18 protein-coding genes are annotated in these 18,035 nt (G+C 73.4%); 9 read left to right on the forward strand and 9 right to left on the reverse strand.

The features are described from left to right. Nucleotides 1-49 precede the first annotated feature (49 nt). Nucleotides 50-871: a potassium channel family protein gene (locus tag ACWGH0_RS11140; protein ID WP_453403884.1), complete on the forward strand. Its 822-nt coding sequence runs from the start codon at nt 50-52 to the stop codon at nt 869-871. Here the strand turns inward: ACWGH0_RS11140 and ACWGH0_RS11145 are convergent. From ACWGH0_RS11145 to ACWGH0_RS11155, 3 genes are all read right to left on the reverse strand, one after another. Next, nucleotides 853-1,116: a small hydrophobic protein gene (locus ACWGH0_RS11145; RefSeq protein ID WP_453403885.1), complete on the reverse strand. Its 264-nt coding sequence runs from the start codon at nt 1,114-1,116 to the stop codon at nt 853-855. The genes ACWGH0_RS11140 and ACWGH0_RS11145 overlap by 19 nt on opposite strands. A gap of 82 nt (nt 1,117-1,198) precedes the next feature. Continuing rightward, nucleotides 1,199-1,561, reverse strand: a complete 363-nt coding sequence (locus ACWGH0_RS11150) for a peptidase inhibitor family I36 protein (RefSeq protein WP_453403999.1) — start codon at nt 1,559-1,561, stop codon at nt 1,199-1,201. A 153-nt stretch (nt 1,562-1,714) separates the two neighbouring features. Next, nucleotides 1,715-3,322: an MFS transporter gene (locus ACWGH0_RS11155; RefSeq protein WP_453403886.1), complete on the reverse strand. Its 1,608-nt coding sequence runs from the start codon at nt 3,320-3,322 to the stop codon at nt 1,715-1,717. A 116-nt stretch (nt 3,323-3,438) separates the two neighbouring features. Between ACWGH0_RS11155 and ACWGH0_RS11160 the strand changes: the two genes are divergently transcribed. The 7 genes from ACWGH0_RS11160 (at nt 3,439) to ACWGH0_RS11190 (ending at nt 11,029) form a co-directional block, all read left to right on the forward strand. Further along, nucleotides 3,439-4,131, forward strand: a complete 693-nt coding sequence (locus tag ACWGH0_RS11160; protein ID WP_453403887.1) for a TetR family transcriptional regulator — start codon at nt 3,439-3,441, stop codon at nt 4,129-4,131. 86 nt (nt 4,132-4,217) lie between these two features. Next, entirely contained in the window at nt 4,218-5,429 is a 1,212-nt protein-coding gene (locus ACWGH0_RS11165) for an alpha/beta hydrolase (RefSeq protein WP_453403888.1), read from the forward strand. Nucleotides 5,430-5,525: 96 nt separating this feature from the next. Continuing rightward, nucleotides 5,526-6,422: a DUF4429 domain-containing protein gene (locus ACWGH0_RS11170; RefSeq protein WP_453403889.1), complete on the forward strand. Its 897-nt coding sequence runs from the start codon at nt 5,526-5,528 to the stop codon at nt 6,420-6,422. 229 nt (nt 6,423-6,651) lie between these two features. Next, nucleotides 6,652-7,971: a sensor histidine kinase gene (locus ACWGH0_RS11175; RefSeq protein WP_453403890.1), complete on the forward strand. Its 1,320-nt coding sequence runs from the start codon at nt 6,652-6,654 to the stop codon at nt 7,969-7,971. Then, the gene (locus ACWGH0_RS11180) at nt 7,968-8,642 is read left to right on the forward strand and encodes a response regulator (RefSeq protein ID WP_453403891.1); all 675 of its coding nucleotides are present in this window, start codon (nt 7,968-7,970) and stop codon (nt 8,640-8,642) included. Before ACWGH0_RS11175 ends, ACWGH0_RS11180 begins: the two co-directional genes overlap by 4 nt. Before the next feature lie 174 nt (nt 8,643-8,816). Continuing rightward, nucleotides 8,817-9,836, forward strand: coding sequence for an alpha/beta hydrolase (locus ACWGH0_RS11185; protein ID WP_453403892.1), 1,020 nt, complete (start codon nt 8,817-8,819; stop codon nt 9,834-9,836). Continuing rightward, nucleotides 9,836-11,029: an acyltransferase family protein gene (locus tag ACWGH0_RS11190; protein ID WP_453403893.1), complete on the forward strand. Its 1,194-nt coding sequence runs from the start codon at nt 9,836-9,838 to the stop codon at nt 11,027-11,029. Before ACWGH0_RS11185 ends, ACWGH0_RS11190 begins: the two co-directional genes overlap by 1 nt. Nucleotides 11,030-11,158: 129 nt before the next feature. Here the strand turns inward: ACWGH0_RS11190 and ACWGH0_RS11195 are convergent, their stop codons facing one another. Next, entirely contained in the window at nt 11,159-12,178 is a 1,020-nt protein-coding gene (locus ACWGH0_RS11195) for an aldo/keto reductase (protein ID WP_453403894.1), read from the reverse strand. A 7-nt stretch (nt 12,179-12,185) separates the two neighbouring features. Next, on the reverse strand, nt 12,186-12,641 hold the full coding sequence (locus ACWGH0_RS11200) for a MerR family transcriptional regulator (protein ID WP_453403895.1): 456 nt from the start codon (nt 12,639-12,641) through the stop codon (nt 12,186-12,188). 207 nt (nt 12,642-12,848) lie between these two features. Between ACWGH0_RS11200 and ACWGH0_RS11205 the strand changes: the two genes are divergently transcribed. Further along, the gene (locus ACWGH0_RS11205; RefSeq protein WP_453403896.1) at nt 12,849-13,676 is read left to right on the forward strand and encodes a serine hydrolase domain-containing protein; all 828 of its coding nucleotides are present in this window, start codon (nt 12,849-12,851) and stop codon (nt 13,674-13,676) included. Here ACWGH0_RS11205 and ACWGH0_RS11210 read toward each other — a convergent pair. Genes ACWGH0_RS11210 through murJ form a run of 4 tightly spaced genes read right to left on the reverse strand, consistent with a single transcriptional unit; the run spans nt 13,673 to nt 18,012 of the window. Further along, complete coding sequence (locus ACWGH0_RS11210; RefSeq protein WP_453403897.1) at nt 13,673-14,170, reverse strand: hypothetical protein; 498 nt, start codon at nt 14,168-14,170, stop codon at nt 13,673-13,675. The genes ACWGH0_RS11205 and ACWGH0_RS11210 overlap by 4 nt on opposite strands. Continuing rightward, entirely contained in the window at nt 14,167-15,714 is a 1,548-nt protein-coding gene (locus ACWGH0_RS11215) for an ATP-binding protein (RefSeq protein WP_453403898.1), read from the reverse strand. The genes ACWGH0_RS11210 and ACWGH0_RS11215 overlap by 4 nt, the downstream gene beginning before the upstream one ends. Next, on the reverse strand, nt 15,708-16,394 hold the full coding sequence (locus ACWGH0_RS11220) for a response regulator (protein ID WP_453403899.1): 687 nt from the start codon (nt 16,392-16,394) through the stop codon (nt 15,708-15,710). The genes ACWGH0_RS11215 and ACWGH0_RS11220 overlap by 7 nt, the downstream gene beginning before the upstream one ends. A gap of 46 nt (nt 16,395-16,440) precedes the next feature. After that, nucleotides 16,441-18,012, reverse strand: coding sequence for a murein biosynthesis integral membrane protein MurJ (gene murJ / locus ACWGH0_RS11225; RefSeq protein WP_453404000.1), 1,572 nt, complete (start codon nt 18,010-18,012; stop codon nt 16,441-16,443). Between the last annotated feature and the right edge of the window lie 23 nt (nt 18,013-18,035).

The raw sequence follows: 18,035 nt of genomic DNA on the forward strand, positions 1-18,035 counted from the left end.
GGGACCTCCTGGGGTCTCGCCGCCCTTCGGCGTTCCCTACGATGCGGGCATGAAGGTGCAGACCGCGCAGATCCGCTGGGAAGAGCGCACCCACAGGCCCCTGCTCGTGCTGGCGGGGGCGTTCGCCCTGGCGTACGCGGTGCCCATAGTCGCTCCCGACGCCGACGAGGCGGTGCACCGGCTGTGCCTGGCCACGGAATGGGTGGTGTGGGGCGCGTTCGCCCTGGACTACCTCGTACGGCTGACCCTGTCCCCGCGGAAGTGGCTCTTCGTCCGCAGGCATCCGCTGGACCTGCTCGCCGTGGTGCTGCCGCTGCTGCGGCCCCTCCAGCTGCTGCGGCTCGTCTCCACGCTGCTGCTGGTCGGCCGGCGGGCCAGGATGGCGCCGCAGATCCAGCTCACGACGTATGTCGGGGGCGCGGTCGTGGGTCTGCTGATGTTCGGCTCACTGGCCGTGCTGGAGGTCGAGCGGGATTCCCCCGACGGGAACATCAAGACGCTGGGTGACGCGGTCTGGTGGTCGTTCACGACGATGACGACCGTCGGGTACGGCGACCACTCCCCCACGACCGGTCTCGGCCGGATGCTGGCGGTGGGGCTGATGCTGTCGGGCATCGCGCTGCTGGGTGTGGTGACCGCGAACATCGCCGCCTGGTTCATCTCCCGCTTCGACCGGGACGACGTCGAGGAGCGGCGGCAGACGGCCGCCATCGCGCTGCTCACCGACGAGGTGCGGGCGCTGCGGGCGCAGGTGGCGGAGCTGACGTCCGGGCCGGTTGCCGCGGCTCCGGGCACGGGTGAGGGGCCGCCCCTGGGGGCGGCCCCTGCACCGCGGCGTTCACAGCAGGCGCGTCAGATCGACATGCCGTAGACGGCCGCGCCGCTTATCAGCGCGATGATCGCGAGGACGGTGATGATCAGGCCGAGTACGAAGCCGATCATGGCGGGCACGTTGCCGCTGTTGAAGTGCTTGCCCATCGCGATCCAGCCGGTGATCAGCGCGACCGGACCGAGGACGATGCCGAAGGTGAAGAAGCCGACGATGCCGCAGATGAGCGAGACCCAGCTGAGGGCGCTGGTGTTGGACGGGCTGTGTGCGCGGCTGTTGCTCGCCATGGTCACTCCCTAGGTCGTGCCCTGGAAATCGTGTGATCCGGGCTTGACCACCGGTTGCCCCGCTTTCGCGCGCGCATCCCCCTCAGTTCTCCCACACCTTGAAGGCCCGGACGCGGTAGGGCGACTGGGGCACCCACGTGCCGCCGCCCGGGTACGTCTCGAATTCGCCCGTCTCGGCGCACTCGGCGGACTGGTACGTCGTGACCGGCCGCCCGGTGCGGTTGGCGACGGACTGGGCGTCGGCGCCGGGCGGCAGGGGGACGCAGCTCTCGATGTCGACGCCGGACAGCTCGTGGGTCTGGCGCGCTCCCCTGAAGTCCGGTTTCTGCCACATGCAGAGCTCGCCGGGCGCGCAGTCGCCGAGGCGCGGCGGTCCGGCGTGGGCGGGCTGCGGCAGCAGCGCGGTGACGGCCAGGGCCCCGGCCGCGAGGACGGTCGTACGCATCATCGGAAATCAACCCCCGTGTCGTGCGGATCAGTTGACCCACCCTGAGCTGGGCGGACGGCGCCGCGGAAGGTCTCCGGGGCGGTTACACCCGGATAGGCGACAGCCCCGCCGGAACCGTCCGGCGGGGCTGTCGTACGCACGGGGTTGACGTCAGATGTGGGCGCCGCCCGCGGCGGCGTCCGCGTTCTCGCCGCGCTTCGTCAGGGTGGCGACGAGTGCGGCGACGACCGCGACGACGCCGGCGACGGTGAAGGCGAGGTGCATGCCCGACACGAACGTGTCATGGATGACCCCGCCGATCTTCTCGATCACCGGCGGCTGGAGGCCGGCCTCGGCGAGCTCCTTGGCGGGTACGGCGGCGAACTCGGCCGCCTCCTCCAGCTTCGGGTCGGCGGGGACCGGGATGCCCGCTTCCTTCCAGTTGCCCGCGAAGTCGGCGCTCACCTTGGCCGACATGATCGCGCCGAGGACGGCGGTGCCGAGCGCGCCACCGACCTGCATGGCGGCCTGCTGGAGACCGCCGGCGACGCCGGAGAGCTCCATCGGGGCGTTGCCGACGATGACCTCGGTCGCACCGACCATGACCGGCGCGAGGCCGAGGCCGAGGAGGCCGAACCAGAGGGACATCATGAACGTGCCGGTGTCGGCGGTGAGGGTCGTCATGCCGAACATGGCGGCCGCGGTGGCGACCATGCCGCCGACCAGCGGGACACGCGGGCCGAACTTGGTGATGAGCACGCCCGCCAGCGGCGAGGAGACGATCATCATGCCGGTCAGCGGCAGCAGGTGCAGGCCGCTGTCGACCGGGCTCATGCCGTGCACGCCCTGGAGGAAGAACGTCACGAAGAACAGGCCGCCCATGAAGGCGATGGCCATGAGGACCATGAGCACGACGCCCGCGGAGAGCGGGACGGAGCGGAACATGGCGAGCGGGATGAGCGGTTCCCGGACCTTCGTCTCCCAGACCGCGAAGACGGCGAACAGGACGACGGAGGCGCCCAGCCACATCCAGGTGCTGGGGCTGTCCCAGCCCCACTCGCCGGCCTTGATGATGCCCCAGATGAGGGCGAACATCGCGCCCGAGAGCAGCACGATGCCGAGGACGTCGAAGGAGCGCGGGGCGTTGGCCGCGCGGTGGTCCTTCAGGATCACCAGGCCGAAGACCAGGGCGACGACGCCGACCGGCACGTTGATGAAGAAGACGGACTGCCAGTTGACGTGCTCGACGAGCAGGCCGCCGACGATCGGGCCGCCCGCGGTGGAGGCGCCGATGACCATGCCCCAGATGCCGATGGCCATGTTGAGCTTCTCGGCGGGGAAGGTGGCGCGGAGCAGGCCGAGCGCGGCCGGCATGAGGAGCGCGCCGAAGAGTCCCTGGAGCACGCGGAAGGCGATGACCAGGGCGATCTCGCTGGAGAGGCCGATGGCCCCGGAGGCGAGGGCGAAACCGGCTATGCCGATCAGGAACGTCTGGCGGTGGCCGAAGCGGTCGCCCAGCTTGCCCGCGGTGATGAGCGCGACGGCGAGGGCGAGCAGGTAGCCGTTGGTGATCCACTGGACGTCGGCGAGCGAGGCCCCGAGGTCCTTCTGGATGGCCGGGTTGGCGATGGCGACGATCGTGCCGTCGAGCGCGACCATCATCACGCCGATCGCCACGGAGAAGAGCGTCAGCCAGGGGTGGCCACGGAGCCCCTTGGCCGGCGCGGGCGCGGGATCCTGCGGCGGCGGCGCCTTGTCGATGGTGGTCTGACTAGTCATACCGAACAAGCTAATGTCAGCCGCTGACAGTTGACAAACGAATTCACAAGCCGGTAACTGTCACGTAGCTCACAGGTATCCTGAGCTGGACAAAGGCGAAAGAGGCGTACCTACGGATGACCGAGCGGCAGGCGGCCGGCGAGCCGACGACGGGACTGCGCGAGCGCAAGAAGCAGCGCACCCGCGACGCCCTGCTGCGGGTGGCGCTGGAGCTCTTCACCACCCAGGGATACGAGCACACGACCGTCGACGAGATCGCCGACGCGGTCGAGGTCTCCCAGCGCACCTTCTTCCGCTACTTCGCGAGCAAGGAGGAAGTCGCCTTCGCCGTCCAGGAGATGATGGAGTCGCGCTTCGTCGCGGAGTTGCTCGAACGCCCCGCGCGGGAGCGGCCGTTCACCGCCATGCGCAACGCGGTGCTGTGCGCCTGGAACACCATCGGCGAGGCGATCGAGGCCGTCGTGCCGGTCGAACTGCACATGCGCACCTACCTGATGATCGAGTCGACGCCCGCCCTGCTCGCCGCGCATCTGCGCCGCTCCACGGAGCTGGAGGAGCGGATCGCCCGGATCGTCGCGGACCGCGAGGGGCTCGACCTCGACGCCGATCCGCGCCCGCGCATCGCCGTCGCGGCGTTCACCGGCGTCATGCGCGTGACCGGGCGGCTGTGGGGGCAGGGCGAGGACGCCAGCATGGAAGCGATCAGATCGCTGACCGAGCTGTACCTGGACCACCTCGAACCGGCGCTCGCGGCGGACTGGCGCGCCCCGGCGCGTACGCCGGGCCCGTCCGGCGTGCACGAAGTGTGACGGAGCATCAACCTCCGCCCCGTTGAAACGTGATGTGTGTCACGGATTTCGCGACGAGCCCCCTGATTCTCCTAGGGTGGCGGGCAGTGACTTCCTTCGACACCTCCCCCACCCTCAACGCATGGCGCGCGCTGCTCGCTCTCGCCGTGGTGTTCGTCCTGCTGGCCACCACGGGCTGGACCGCGATACGCCACCACGAGGGCGACCCGGATCTGCGCGCGGCCTCGTTGGCCGCGTGGGCCCGCGGGGGGATCGACGGCCGCGCGCTGCCGGACGCCGGATCGGCGCCCGGCCGGTTCGCCCGCTTCTTCGCCGGTCTGACCGCCTCCCAGCGCGGTCGGCTCGTCGACCGCTACCCGCTCGTCGTCGGCAACCTGAACGGCGTCCCGCTCACTCTGCGCTACCGGGCCAACCGCCTGGCGCTGGACCGGGCGCGCAAGGTCGAGTGGCGGCGGATGCACGACGAGCGGCTCACCCCGGCGGGCCGCCAGACCGCGGAGCGCCGGCTGAAGCGCTTCGCGTCGCTGATGGGCGAGGGGCGGCAGATCCTCGCGTTCGACCCCGTGGGCTCCGGGCAGGTCGCCGAGGTCTTCGGCGACCTGGGCCGCGCCGAACGGGTGTCCGTGGTGGTGCCCGGTGTCGACACCAATGTGGTGAACTTCGAGCGGACGCGCCGCAGGTACACCGCGCCGGTGGGCATGGCCAAGTCGCTGTACGCCGCCGAGCGCGCGGCGGCGCCCCGTACCCGTACCGCCGTCATCGCCTGGGCCGACTACACGTCGCCCGTGGGCGTCGGCATGGACGCGGCCATCGGCCGGCTGGCCAGGTACGGCTCCAAGCGGCTCGACGCCCTCGTGCGGGCGCTGCCCGGGGACTCGAAGGTGTCGCTGTTCTGCCACAGCTACGGCTCGGTGGTGTGCGGTGTCGCGGCGCCCTCGCTGCCGGCGCGGGTCTCCGACATCGCGGTCGCCGGCAGCCCCGGCATGCGGGTCGAGAGCGCGAAGGAGCTGCGCACCGGCGCCCGGGTGTGGGCCACCCGGGACCACGACGACTGGATCCAGGACGTGCCGTACCTGGAGGTCGGCGGGCTCGGCCACGGCGCGGACCCGGTGACGCCGGAGTTCGGGGCGCGGGTCGTCTCGGCGTCCGGCGCGGTCGGGCACACCGGTTACTTCGAGCCCGGGACGACGAGCCTCAGCAATTTCGCCGGGATAGGCGTCGGCTCGTACTCCACGGTGCGCTGCGCCGGCGACGACGGGGCCTGCCGGAGCGGAATTTCCGGTGCGGAAGCGAACTGACGCGCGTAGAACCCCGTGGCGACCGGAGTGCGGCCGGAACATTGTGGCTAGCACCGAGGGGCGACGCGCGGGCGCACGCCGCATACGATGAGCCGCATGGGTGATGTGCTGGCCGGAATTCATGCCACCTGGGAGTTCGAGAGCGACTCCGTGCTCATCCGCTTCGAACGGGGGATCCGCACGCCGAAGCTGTTCCAGGCGCTCGGCGAACGACGCATCCCGCACGAGGCGCTGGCGTCGGTGACCCTGACGCCGGGGAAGCGCGGCACGGTCGTTCTGCACGCGACCCCGAGACCGGGCGCCGACCCGCTGATGGAGGCCGCGGCCGGGCAGCTGCGGGAGGGCTGCGACCCGTACCGGCTGGTGCTGCCGGCCGAGCGGGAGACCCTCGCGGAGTACTACGGCGACGAGCTGCGCGCCGTGCTCACTCCCGACGCGAAGACGCCCGCCGAGAAGTTCCTGGTGGCCGCACCGCAGGGGCCGCTCCACTTCAAGGCGTACGACGGCAAGGCGTCCTTCGACGGGGCGCGGGTCTCCTTCCGCTGGTTCTGGACGGGCGCGTCCTCCGCGAAGTGGAAGGCGGGCGACCAGAACTTCCAGGTGCGGGAGCTGGACGGCGTGGAGTGGCGCTCCCCCGACGTCTTCGACGGGTACCTGCGGCTGCTGCGGCGCGACGCCGGCCTGCCGGGGTCCCCGCCGCAGCCGGCCCAGGCGGACCAGGACCCGGCCGCCGTCGTCTTCGGCCTCGGGTACGGCCCGGTGCACGAGTCCCTGCCGTTCGCCGCGGCGGTGCTCGCGGCGGTGCGCACGGGCGTGGCGCCGCCCCCGCGGGACGGCGAGCCGGGCGGCCCGGTGCCGGTGGCCGTCGGCGCGCGGCGCGACCCCGCCGACATCGCCGAGCGGATACGCCACCTCGGCGACCTGCGCGCGGCGGGCCTGGTCACGGACGAGGAGTTCACCGCGAAGAAGGCGGAGCTGCTCGCGGAGCTGTAGCGGCGGACGGACCGGCGCCCGGGGGAGCTGCGGTCGCGGAGCCGGCCCGCGACCCTGCGGAGCTGTGGCGCCGGGCCCCGCCCCGCGCCCCGGTCCGGTCCCGTGGCACCCGCGATCTGTGCTGACGGGCCCGCCCGCGCCGCCTCCCGTGTCGTACCGGGGTATGAGGCCGGGACTGCGACCCGGGTACGACGCGGTGCGGTCGTCTCGCGCCTACGCTGGCCGGGTCATGACCCAGCCCTCCGCTCCCCCGCCGCCCGCCGACGGCCTCGTCAGCGCCGGGCGCCGCAATCTTCGCGCCCTCGCGTACGCGGTCAGCCACCCCTCGCACGCGCCCACCCCGCTGTTCGCGGACTCCCCGAGGCTGTGGCAGCGGTTGCTGCCGTACGCGGCGGCCGTCGCCCTCGTCGCCACCTTCCTGCCTCTGAGCGTCGTCGTCCTCGCCGGGGACTACGGCGTGCCCGGCGCTCTGGCCGGCGCGATCGCCGCCGCGCAGACCGTTCCGCTGCTGATGGTCGCCCACCGGCCGCTCCAGGCGTGGTGGATCGTGCTGCCCGCCGACGTCGCCGGCGCGCTCGTCGCCCTCGGCGGCTTCGACGGGCGGTCCCCGTGGCCCTGGACGCCGCCCGCCCTGGTCGCGTACCTCTTCCTGATGTTCGCGCTGGCGCTGCGCGAGACGCGGCGGACGCTCATCGGGGTCTGGATGGTCACCGGCGCGGCCGGTCTCGTCCTCGGGCGGGTCTTCCCCGAGGAGAGCGACGGTACGAACGTCCTGCTCGTCGTGCTCAGCGCCGTCGTCCTCGTCATAGGCGGCGCGCTGCGCGAGCGCGGTGAGGCGCAGCGGCGGCTCGCCGAGCAGGAGACCATCAGCGAGGCGGAGCGGGCCCGGCGGACGCTGCTGGAGGAACGCACCCGGATCGCCCGGGAGTTGCACGACGTGGTGGCCCACCACATGTCGGTGATCACCGTGCAGGCCGACTCCGCGCCGTACCGGGTCGGGGGCCTGCCGCCCGAGGCGCGGGAGGAGTTCGCCTCGATCGCCGCGAGCGCCCGGGAGTCGCTGACGGAGATGCGCCGGCTGCTGTCGGTGCTGCGCAGCGAGGACGCGGCGGGCGAGCGGGCTCCGCAGCCCGGCCTCGACCGGCTCCAGCAGCTCGTGGAGGCGACGGTGCGGGCGGGTCTGCCGGCCGAGCTGTCCCTCGCGGCGGGGCTCGCCGAGCGCGGCCGGCTGCCGCAGACCGTCGACCTGTCGGCGTACCGGATCGTCCAGGAGGCACTGGCGAACGTGGTGCGGCACGCGCCCGGCGCCACCACCCGGGTCTCCGTCACCTCCGACGGCACGGACCTCACCGTCCTCGTCGTCAACGGACCGCCCGCCGGACCGACTTCACCGGTGGAGGCGGGCGGGGCGGGCGGTCACGGCCTCGTCGGCATGCGCGAACGCGTACGGTTGACCGGCGGCACGCTCGACACCGGCCCGCTGCCCGACGGCGGCTTCCGGGTCGCCGCCCGGCTTCCCCTCGGCGCGAAGGACCCCGCTTCCCCATGACCATCCGCGTGATCATCGTCGACGACCAGGCCATGGTGCGCGCGGGGTTCGCCGCGCTGCTGTCGGCGCAGAGCGACATCGACGTGGTCGGGGAGGCGCCGGACGGGCGGCAGGGGATCGCGGTCGGACGTGCCGTGCGTCCCGACGTGGTCCTAATGGACGTACGGATGCCGGAGATGGACGGACTGGCGGCGGCGCGCGAGCTGCTGGACCCGCCCCCCGGGGTCGTCCACCGGCCGAAGGTCCTCATGCTCACGACGTTCGACGTGGACGACTACGTGTACGAGGCGCTGCGCGCCGGCGCGTCCGGGTTCCTCCTCAAGGACGCGCCGCCCGCCGACCTGATCTCGGCGGTGCGGGTGGTGGCGGCCGGGGAGGCGCTGCTGGCGCCGTCGGTGACCCGGCGCCTGATCGCGGACTTCGCGCGGCAGCGGCCCGCCCCGCGCAAGGACCCCTCCCTGCGGCTGAACGGGCTCACGCCCCGCGAGACGGAGGTGCTGGAGCTGATCGCCCGGGGTCTGTCGAACCAGGAGATCGCCGCCCGGCTGGTCCTGGCGGAGCAGACGGTGAAGACGCACATCGGCCGTGTCCTGGCCAAGCTGCACCTGCGCGACCGGGCGCAGGCAGTGATCTTCGCGTACGAGTCGGGCCTGGTCTCGCCAGGCGCCTGACGGTCCGTCACCTCTCTGGACGGTCACCCGAGGCCCCCGGCGCGCGCGACCCGTACCCCTGATACCCCGGTAGCACCCCCGACTTGGCTCTCCGGTCCGACGCCCCCGCCGGCGTCGTCTTCCTACCTTCCTCTCCGCCAGCCACCGGACGAGGAAGAGGAAGCAGGGGGAGCCATGCGCCGCTACAAGAGGACCCTGATCGCGCTAGCACTCGCGACGACCGTCGTGTCGGGCACGGCGGGCTGGGCCTCCGGGACCGCGCAGGAGCCCGTCACCGGCCCGCCGCCCGGCACCGCCGCCTGGAACCGCGAGGGTCTGCCCGACCCCGCCACGACGTCGCCCGCCCGGGTCGCCCGCTTCTTCGCGGCGCTCGGCGACGACCGGCGCCGCGACCTCGTGCGCCGCCACCCCACCGTCGTCGGAAACCTGGACGGCGTCCCCGTGGAGCTGCGTTACGCCGCCAACCGCCGCACCGCGAAGGCCACCGGGCACGACCGCCTCGCCGAGCCCGGCCGCCGGATCCTGGCCCTCGACCCGCGCGGCCGGGGACAGGTCGCCGAGGTGTACGGGGATCTGACGGACGCGCGGCACGTCGCCGTCGTGGTCCCCGGCTCGGACATCGACGCCGCCACCTTCGACCGTACGAACGACCCCTACGGCACCCCCGCCGGCATGGCGAAGTCCCTGCGGGACGCCACGAAGGGCCACCGCACCGCCGTGATCGCCTGGGCCGGTTACACGACGCCCGTCGGCGTGGGCGTGGACGCCGCCACGGGGGACCTCGCCGAGGCGGGCGCGGACCGGCTCGTCCGGCTGGCCGACGGACTCGACGCCGTGGGCGCCCCCGACCCGGCCCTGTTCTGCCACAGCTACGGCTCGGTGGTCTGCGGCCTGGCGGCTCACCGCCTCGACGCGGCCGACGTCGTCGCGCTGGGCTCCCCCGGGATGCGCGCGGACAGCGTCGGCGACCTGCGGACGCGAGCCCGTGTGTGGGCCGCCAAGGATCCGACCGACTGGATCGGCAGGGTCCCCCACGTGCGGTTCGCGGGGCTGGGCCACGGCGCCGACCCCACCGGGGCGGCCTTCGGCGCCCGCCGCGTGCCGGCCGGTGACGCCGACGGCCACACCGGCTACTTCGCCCCCGGCACGGAGTCCCTCCGCACGTTCGCCTCGATCACCGTCGGAGCGATCTGATGCGGGCCCTGGCAGCGAGGATCGACGCACGGACCCCCGCCCACCGCGACCGCGCCGTCGACGGCCTGCGGGCGCTGGCCCTCCTCGCCGTGCCGACCGGCCACTGGATGCTCGGCGGCTTCACCCTCGACGGCGGCGGCGCGCTGCACAACGCGAGCCCGCTGTCGTCCTTCGGCTTCTTCGCGCCGGTCAGCTGGGTGCTCCAGATGCTGGGCATCTTCTTCCTGGTCGGCGGTTACGCGTCCGTCCTGTCCTACCGCCGCCACCGGGGCACGGCCGGGGCGTGGCTGCGCGGCCGGATCGCGCGGCTCGGCCGGCCGGTGCTCGGCGTGACCGCCGTGTGGGCGGCGGTGCTGCCGGTGCTGTACGCGGCGGGGGTGCCGGGGACGACGCTGCGGACCGCGTCGACGCTGGTGATCCAGCCGCTGTGGTTCGTCGGGGTGTACGTCGCGGTGACGGCCCTGACGCCGTACTGCGTCCGCGCCTCCAGCGGGCTGGGCGCGTGGGCCGCCGCGCCGCTCCTGGCGTCCGTCGCGGTCGTCGACTTCCTGCGGTACGGGCCGTACGCCGGGGACGTGCCGTCGTGGCTCGGGGTGCTGAACCTGCTGCCGGGCTGGCTCTTCGCGTACCAACTCGGCGTCTCCTGGGGCGAGAAGCGCATCGGCCGACGGGGAGGTGCGGTGCTGCTGGCCGGTGGGGCGGTGCTGTTCGCCGTGCTGCTGGTGGTGTTCCACTACCCGGCGTCGATGGTCGGCGTTCCGGGCGAGGCCCGTACCAACTCGCATCCACCGTCGCTGCTGGTCCTCGCCCTCGCGGCGGCGCAGAGCGGTGCGGCGATCCTGCTGCGCGAGAGGATCGGCGGGCTGCTGCGCCGGCCCGCGCTGTGGGCGCCGGTCGTCGTGGTCAACCTGTCGGCGATGACGATCCTGTGCTGGCACCAGACGGCGATGCTCGCCGCGGCCGTCCCCGCCTCGTTCCTGGGCACGGTTCCGGGGCTGACGGGGGCGCCGGACTCGCTCGGCTGGATTCTGGCCAGGGCCGCGTGGCTGCCGGTGTTCGCCGGGCTGCTGATCCTGATCGGACGGTACGCGCGCGCCTTCGAGGCGCCGTGGGCCAACGTGACGACGGCCCGCCGCACGGTCGCGGGCCTGCTCGCGGCGGGGTTCGCGGCCTTCGCCCTCGGCCTGGCGTGACCGGTCCGCCGCCCCCGGCCAGGGAGTCTCCTCGCATCCGCGTACCGGGAGATCCCCTCGCCTCACGGAAGAGTCGCGCACTCCGCGCCGCGTACACGACGGCGGCCGGAGTGTGCGACGGCGGCGTCCCTACTCGCGCCCGGCCGACGTGAACGTCATGTCCGCGTACCGGCCGCCCGCGACCTGGTCCGCGATCGGGGCCAGGAGTTCCATCTCGCTCTCGGTGAGCAGGAGCCGCGTCGCCGCCGCGTTCTCCTCGACGCGGGTGCGCCTGCGGGTCCCGGGGATCGGTACGACGGCGAGTCCGTGCACCCGGGCCTGCTGCTGCACCCAGGCGAGGGCGACCTGTCCGAGCGTGGCGTTGCGGCCCTCGGCGAGCTTGCGCACCGGTTCGAGCAGCAGGGCGTTCGCGGCGGCGTTGTCGCCGTTGAAGCGGGGCTGGCTGCGGCGGAAGTCGTCCTCGGTGAGGTCCTTCTCCGCGCTGGTGAAGGCCCCGGTGAGGAAGCCCCGGCCCAGCGGGGAGTACGGGACCAGGGCGACACCCAGTTCCTTGGCCGCCGGTACGACGCCCTTCTCGATGTCGCGGCTGAACAGCGACCACTCGGACTGCACGGCGGCGATCGGGTGCACGCCCTGTGCGGCCCGCAGCTCGCCGCCGGTCACCTCGCTCAGTCCCAGGTGCTTGACCTTGCCCTCGCGCACCAGCTCGGCCATCGCGCCGACCGTCTCCTCGATGGGGACGTTCACGTCCCTGCGGTGCATGTAGTAGAGGTCGATCTCGTCGACGCCGAGGCGTTCGAGGCTGCCCTCGACGCACTGGCGGATGTAGGCGGGGTCGTTGCTGATCGTCCGCTTCGACGGGTCACGGGGGTCGACGGCCAGCGCGAACTTGGTCGCGATGACGACCTCGTCCCGGTGCGCGCGGACGAACGGCGCGAGGAACCGCTCGTTCTCCCCGGCCGCGTACGCGTCCGCCGTGTCGTACAGGGTGATGCCCAGTTCGAGCGCGCGCTCCAGCGTCGCCCGCGCCTCGTCGGCGTCCGTGGGCCCGTACGCGAAGCTCATGCCCATGCAGCCGAGGCCCTGGACGCCGACCTCCGGTCCACCCGTGCCCAGCCGGACCTTCTCGATGGTGCTGTGGTCGCTCATAGGGGTTTCAGGCCCTCTCCGACGCCCTCCGGGCGTCCGCGTAGAAGTCGATCTTGTAGTTGAGAACGGCGAGCGTGTCCTGAAGCTCGGCGATGCGCGTGCGCACGTCGCGGCGGGTCGACTCCAGCAGCTCCTGCCGCTGCTCGAAGGTGTGCTCGCCCTCCCGCAGCAGTTCGGCGTACCTGACCATGTCGGCGACGGGCATGCCGGTCAGGCGCAGCTTGCCGACGAAGGCCAGCCAGTCGAGATCCCGGTTGCTGAAGCGCCGCTGACCGGTGTGCGAGCGGTCGACGTGCGGCATGAGCCCGATCCGCTCGTACCAGCGCAGGGTGTACGCCGTGAGGCCGGTGTGCGCGGCGACCTCGCTGATCGTGTAGTGGTCCCGGCCCTCGGGGCGGGGGTGCGCGCGGGTCGCGGCGGCGCGGGGACCGGTGCGTGCGGGGACGGTTTCCGTCACGGTCATGACCTCCACGCTAGGACCTTGGAGTGCACTCCAAGCAACCGTAAACGGGAAGAAGTTTCGGGGAGGAGGCCGGACGGCCTCCGCCGCACGGGCCGCGTACCCCTCGCTCGGCCCCGCACACGCCGTACGCCCCGCCCTGCCCCGTACGCGGGCGCGGGCCGGACCCCTCGATGCGGCCGTCGGCGTGGAGCCTTTACGCTCGTACGCATGCAGAGCCTGGCGTCGCTGATCGAGAACTGGCCGGTACCCACCGCGGCGGCCGCCGTCGTGCGGGCGGACGGAAGCGTGCCGGCGTCGTACGGCCCGACCGGCCACCGCTTCCCGCTGGCCTCGGTGACCAAGCCGCTCACCGCGTACGCCGCGCTCGTCGCGTACGAGGAGGGGGCGGTCGAGCTCGACGAGCCGGCCGGACCCGAGGGGTCCACGGTCCGCCACCTGCTGGCCCACACCAGCGGGCTCGCCTTCGACGAGCACCGCGTGATGGCGCCGCCCGGCGAGCGCAGGCTGTACTCCAACGCGGGCTTCGAGGTGCTCGGGGACCACCTCGCGAAGGCGACGGACATCCCCTTCGCCGACTACCTGCGCCAGGCGGTGCTCGAACCCCTCGGCATGGCGGCCACCTCGCTGGACGGCTCGCCGGCCAAGGACGGTGTGTCGACCGTCGACGACCTGGCGCGGTTCGCCGCCGAGCTCCAGGCCCCGCGTCTGCTCGACCCGCGCACGGTCGCCGGGGCCACGGCCGTCGTCCACCCGGGGCTCAAGGGCGTACTGCCGGGCTACGGCCACCAGAACCCGAACGACTGGGGCCTCGGCTTCGAGATCCGCGACTCCAAGTCCCCGCACTGGACGGGCGGTTCGTCCTCGCCGCGTACGTTCGGACACTTCGGCCAGTCCGGTACGTTCCTGTGGGTGGACCCCGACGCGGGCCTCGCCTGCGTCGCCCTCACGGACCGGGCTTTCGGGCCGTGGGCCGTCGAGGCGTGGCCGCCGTTCACGGACGCCGTGCTCGCCGCGTTCGGCCCCGGCGCCCGCTAGGCGCAGCCGGCGGCGGGCAGCGAGCCGTCGCTGCCGGTGAGGGCCACTTCGGTCAGGCCCTCCGGGTCCTCGGCGTGGGCCGTCGTGCAGACCAGCTGCCGCACGCTCGCCGCGTCCAGCGAGCGCACGGCGAACCCGACCGTGACCCGCACCCGGGCGCGCTTCCCCCCACCGGCCACCGGCTCCACCGTGACCGGTGTGCGGTCGGTGGGCAGCCCGGTCGTGATGCCGGCCGCGTGCTCCTCGGGCGTGGGACCGTTCAGCAGCGCGGCCAGCCTCTTGTCGGTCGGCACGGCGGCGGGCGTCGAGTCGATGAACCTGACCACGGGGATCGACGAGCCGTCCGGTCCGACGAAGAAGAGCAGCATCCCGTCGTCCTTGGCCACGTCGGCGACGGCCGGGCCGCCCGCCTCGACCACCTCGCTCGCCCTGATGCCGCAGCCGGCGAGCAGCAGCGAGGCGGACGCCAGGGCGAGGGCGCGCACGTGCTTCACGCGCTCACCTCGCTGGTGGTGAGGGGTATCTCCACGACGAAGACGGCGCCGCCGCCGGGGCCGTTGGCGGCGCGGACCGTACCGCCGTGCAGCCGTACGTTCTCCAGGGTGATGGCGAGTCCGAGGCCGCTGCCCGCCGAGCGCGCACGGGCCTGGTCGGCCTTGTAGAACCGGTCGAAGACGTGCGGCAGCACGTCCGCGGGGATGCCCGGGCCCCGGTCGGCCACCTCCGTCACGAGCCAGTACGCGGCCTCCCCGCCCGGAGCGTCCGGCCCGCCGCCGGGTCCGTCCGCCGGGCCCGGTCCGTCCGCCGCGGTCTCCTGGGCGGCCGGATCGCGCTCGCGGGTCTCGGTTCTCAGCGTGACGGTGACGGGCGGCCGGCCGTGCCGCAGGGCGTTGCCGACCAGGTTGGCGATCACGACGTCGAAGCGCCGGGGGTCGAGCCGTGCGCGGATGCCGTCGGGCAGGTCGAGGACGATCTCGGCGGGGTCCGTCCAGTGGCGGCTCTGGAGGGTCCTGCGGATGGTCTCGGCGGCGTCGACCTCGTCGGTGTTCAGCTCGGCCGCGCGGGCGTCGAAGCGGGAGATCTCCATCAAGTCCTCGACCAGTACGGCGAGTTTGCCCGTCTCGGCGCTGATCAGGCGGACCGCCGCGGCCGTGTCCGGGTCGAGCCCGGCCGCGTCCTCGTCGAGGAGTTCGGTGACGGCGAGCATCCCGGCGAGCGGGGTGCGCAGTTCGTGGGAGACGTCGGAGGCGAAGCGGCGGGCGCGGGCCTCGGCGCGCTGGAGTTCGTCCACGGAGCGTTCGAGGGCGGCGGTCGACTCGTTGAACGTGCGGGCCAGTTCGGAGAGCTCTCCGCCGCCCTTGACGGGGATACGGGTGTCCAGCCGGCCCCGGCCGAGGCTGCGGGCCGCCTGCCGCAGGTCGCGCACCGGGCGCAGCACACCGCGCGCGGCGAGCAGCGCGGGCACCAGGGCGATCGCGAGGGCCGGCAGGGCGCCGTCCCGTGCGGCGACGACCATGGCGTCCACGTTGGCCTGTTCGTCGGTCAGCGGCACGACGGCGTAGAAGATCAGACCCGTGGGGCGCACGGTCCGCCCGCCCGTCCCGGCCGGGCTGGTCCGGAAGACGACGGGCACGGCGACGGTCAGGTAGGGCTCGCCGCCCTTGACGACCCGCTGGAAACTGCCGTGCGGCGTGCCCCGGGCCTCGCGGCGCAACTCGGGCGTGATGACGGTGGAGGTGGGGTTGGTGCCGGAGGACAGCCGCAGCGACCCGTACTCGGCGTACACCCACCAGTCGCGGCCCTTGCCCTGCCGGGCGAGCATGCGGAGCATGCCCTGCATCTGCTCCGTGTTGGGCGGCAGGTTGAGGTGGAACTCCTGGATCTGTTCGCGGAAGGACGAGACGGCCGAGTCCTGTGCCTGCTTGAGCAGGGCGTTGCGCGCCTCGCGGTAGGTGAGGGCGGCCGTGGTGCCGCAGCCGACCGCGGCGACGAGCAGGAAGGCGAGGACGAGCCGCGTCCGCAGGCCGGAGATCAGCACAACGGTCCGAAACGGTAGCCGAAACCGCGCAGGGTCTGGATGTAGCGGGGGCTGCCCGGTACGTCCTCGATCTTGTTGCGCAGCCGCCGTACGCAGGCGTCGACGAGCCGGGCGTCGCCGTGGTAGCTGTGCTCCCACACGTGCTCCAGCAACTGCTGCCGGCTGAAGACCTGTTCCGGGGCCGCGCACAGGTGCAGCAGCAGCTTGAGCTCCGAGGGGGCGAGGGCTATCCGCTCGCCGGACTTGACGACGGTGAGCCCGGCCCGGTCGACGGCGAGGTCGCCGTGGAACTCGACGGCGGGCCGCGCGCCGCCGGGTTCCTCGATGCGGCGCAGCACCGCCCGGATGCGGGCCTCGATCACCTCGGTGCGGGCCGGCTTGACGATGTAGTCGTCGGCGCCCGCCTCCAGTCCGATGACGACGTCGAAGTCGTCGCCGCGGGCGGTGAGCATGATGATCGGCAGTTGGCTGGTCTCGCGCACCCGGCGGCAGACCTGGACGCCGTTCATGCCCGGCAGCATCAGGTCCAGGAGCAGCAGGTCGGGGCGGAACTCGGCGAGGGCGGCGAGCCCCGCCTCGCCCGTTGCGGCGGTCCGTACGTCGTGGCCGCGGCGGCGCAGCCCCAGTTCGACCCCTTCGCGTACGGACGGGTCGTCTTCGATCAGCAGCACGCGTGGCATCTGCGGAGTATCCCAAGGGGTGAGGTTCGGTCGTTCGTCGCCGTGCTCATGGCCGCAGCCGCCGTACGGCGCCCGACAGCAGGGCGTCGACCTCGGCCAGGCGCAGCGGCTTCGCCAGGACGGCGAACACCGCCAGGATCACGGCCGCGCCGGACGCCGCGCCCGCCGGGGCGCCCGCACCCGCCGCCCATCCGGCGGCGAGGTGGCCGAGCACGGCCGCGGGCACGGCGGCGGCGAGCAGCCGGGCGTGCGCGGTGACGGACGGCGAGCGCCCCGTCGCACGGGCCGGCGGCAGGCGTCTGTGCAGGGTGTACGCCGTGAGCGCCCAGCCCGCGCAGAGGGCGAGCGAGTACGCCCCGGCCATGCCGGTCACCGCCCAGCGCGGCGGCAGCAGGACGTACGCGGCGATGGACAGGCCCGCGTTGAGGCCGGCGATCACCAGGTTGAGCAGGAAGGGGGTGCGGGTGTCGCGCAGGGCGTAGAAGGCCCGGGAGAGGACGTACTGGCCCGAGAAGGCGATCAGGCCGGGTGCGAACGCCATGAGGATGCCCGCCATCGCGGCGATGTCGTCGGCGCCGGTCCGCCCGTACTGGAAGACGAGGGCCATCAGCGGCTGGGCGAGGGCGAGCAGGGCGCAGGCCGCCGGGACGACGGCGGCGGCGCTGGTGCGCAGCGCGTACGACACGTCGCGGCGCACGGCCGCCAGGTCCCCGTCGGCGGCCGCCCCGCTCATCCGGGGCATCAGGGCGGTGACCAGCGAGACGGTGACGATGCCGTGCGGCACCGCCCACAGCAGGTAGGCGTTGTTGTAGGCGCTGTAGCCGACGCCGCCGTGGATGCCCACGGCGAGCGCCCGCTCTCCGGCCGACGTGGCCAGCCGGGTCACGACCCAGTACGCGGCCTGGTTGGTGAGGACCAGCATGACCAGCCAGCCCGCGGCCCGCATCGGCCGGGTGAGCCCGCTGCCCCGCCAGTCGAATCGGGGCCGCCAGCGGAAGCCGGCCGCGCGCAGGGCGGGCAGCAGGGCGAGCGCCTGGACGGCGATGCCGGCCGTGGTCCCCCAGCCGAGCAGCGCCGTGCTCCCGGGCGACAGGGAGCCGCCGGACGTGGTCACCAGCGTGAGGTAGAGCGTGAACACCGCGATGACGACGGCGTTGTTGAGCACCGGCGTCCACATCATCGCGCCGAACCTGCCGCGTGCGTTGAGGACTTGGCCGAGCAGCGTGAACAGGCCGAGGAAGAAGATCTGCGGCAGGCAGTAGCGGGCGAAGGCGACCGTCATGGTGGCCCGCTCGCCGGTGTAGCCGGTGTACGCGGCGACGATGGCGGGCGCCGCGAGGACCGCGCCGCCGGTGATCACCAGCAGCGCCACGACGCAGACGGTGAGCAGCCGGTCGGTGTACGCGACGCCGCCGTCCCCGTGCTCCTTGGCGGCCTTGACCAGCTCGGGCACGAAGACGGCGTTCAGCGCGCCGCCGAGCAGCAGCATGTAGACGATGGTCGGGACGGAGTTGCCGACCGCGTACCCGTCGGCGACGACGCCGGCGCCGAGCGCCGCGGCGACGACGGCGGACCGTACGAACCCGGTGGCGCGCGAGACGACGGACCCGGCGGCCATGAGCGCGCCGCTGCGCAGCGCGG

Source organism: Streptomyces sp. NPDC054887 (assembly GCF_053610585.1).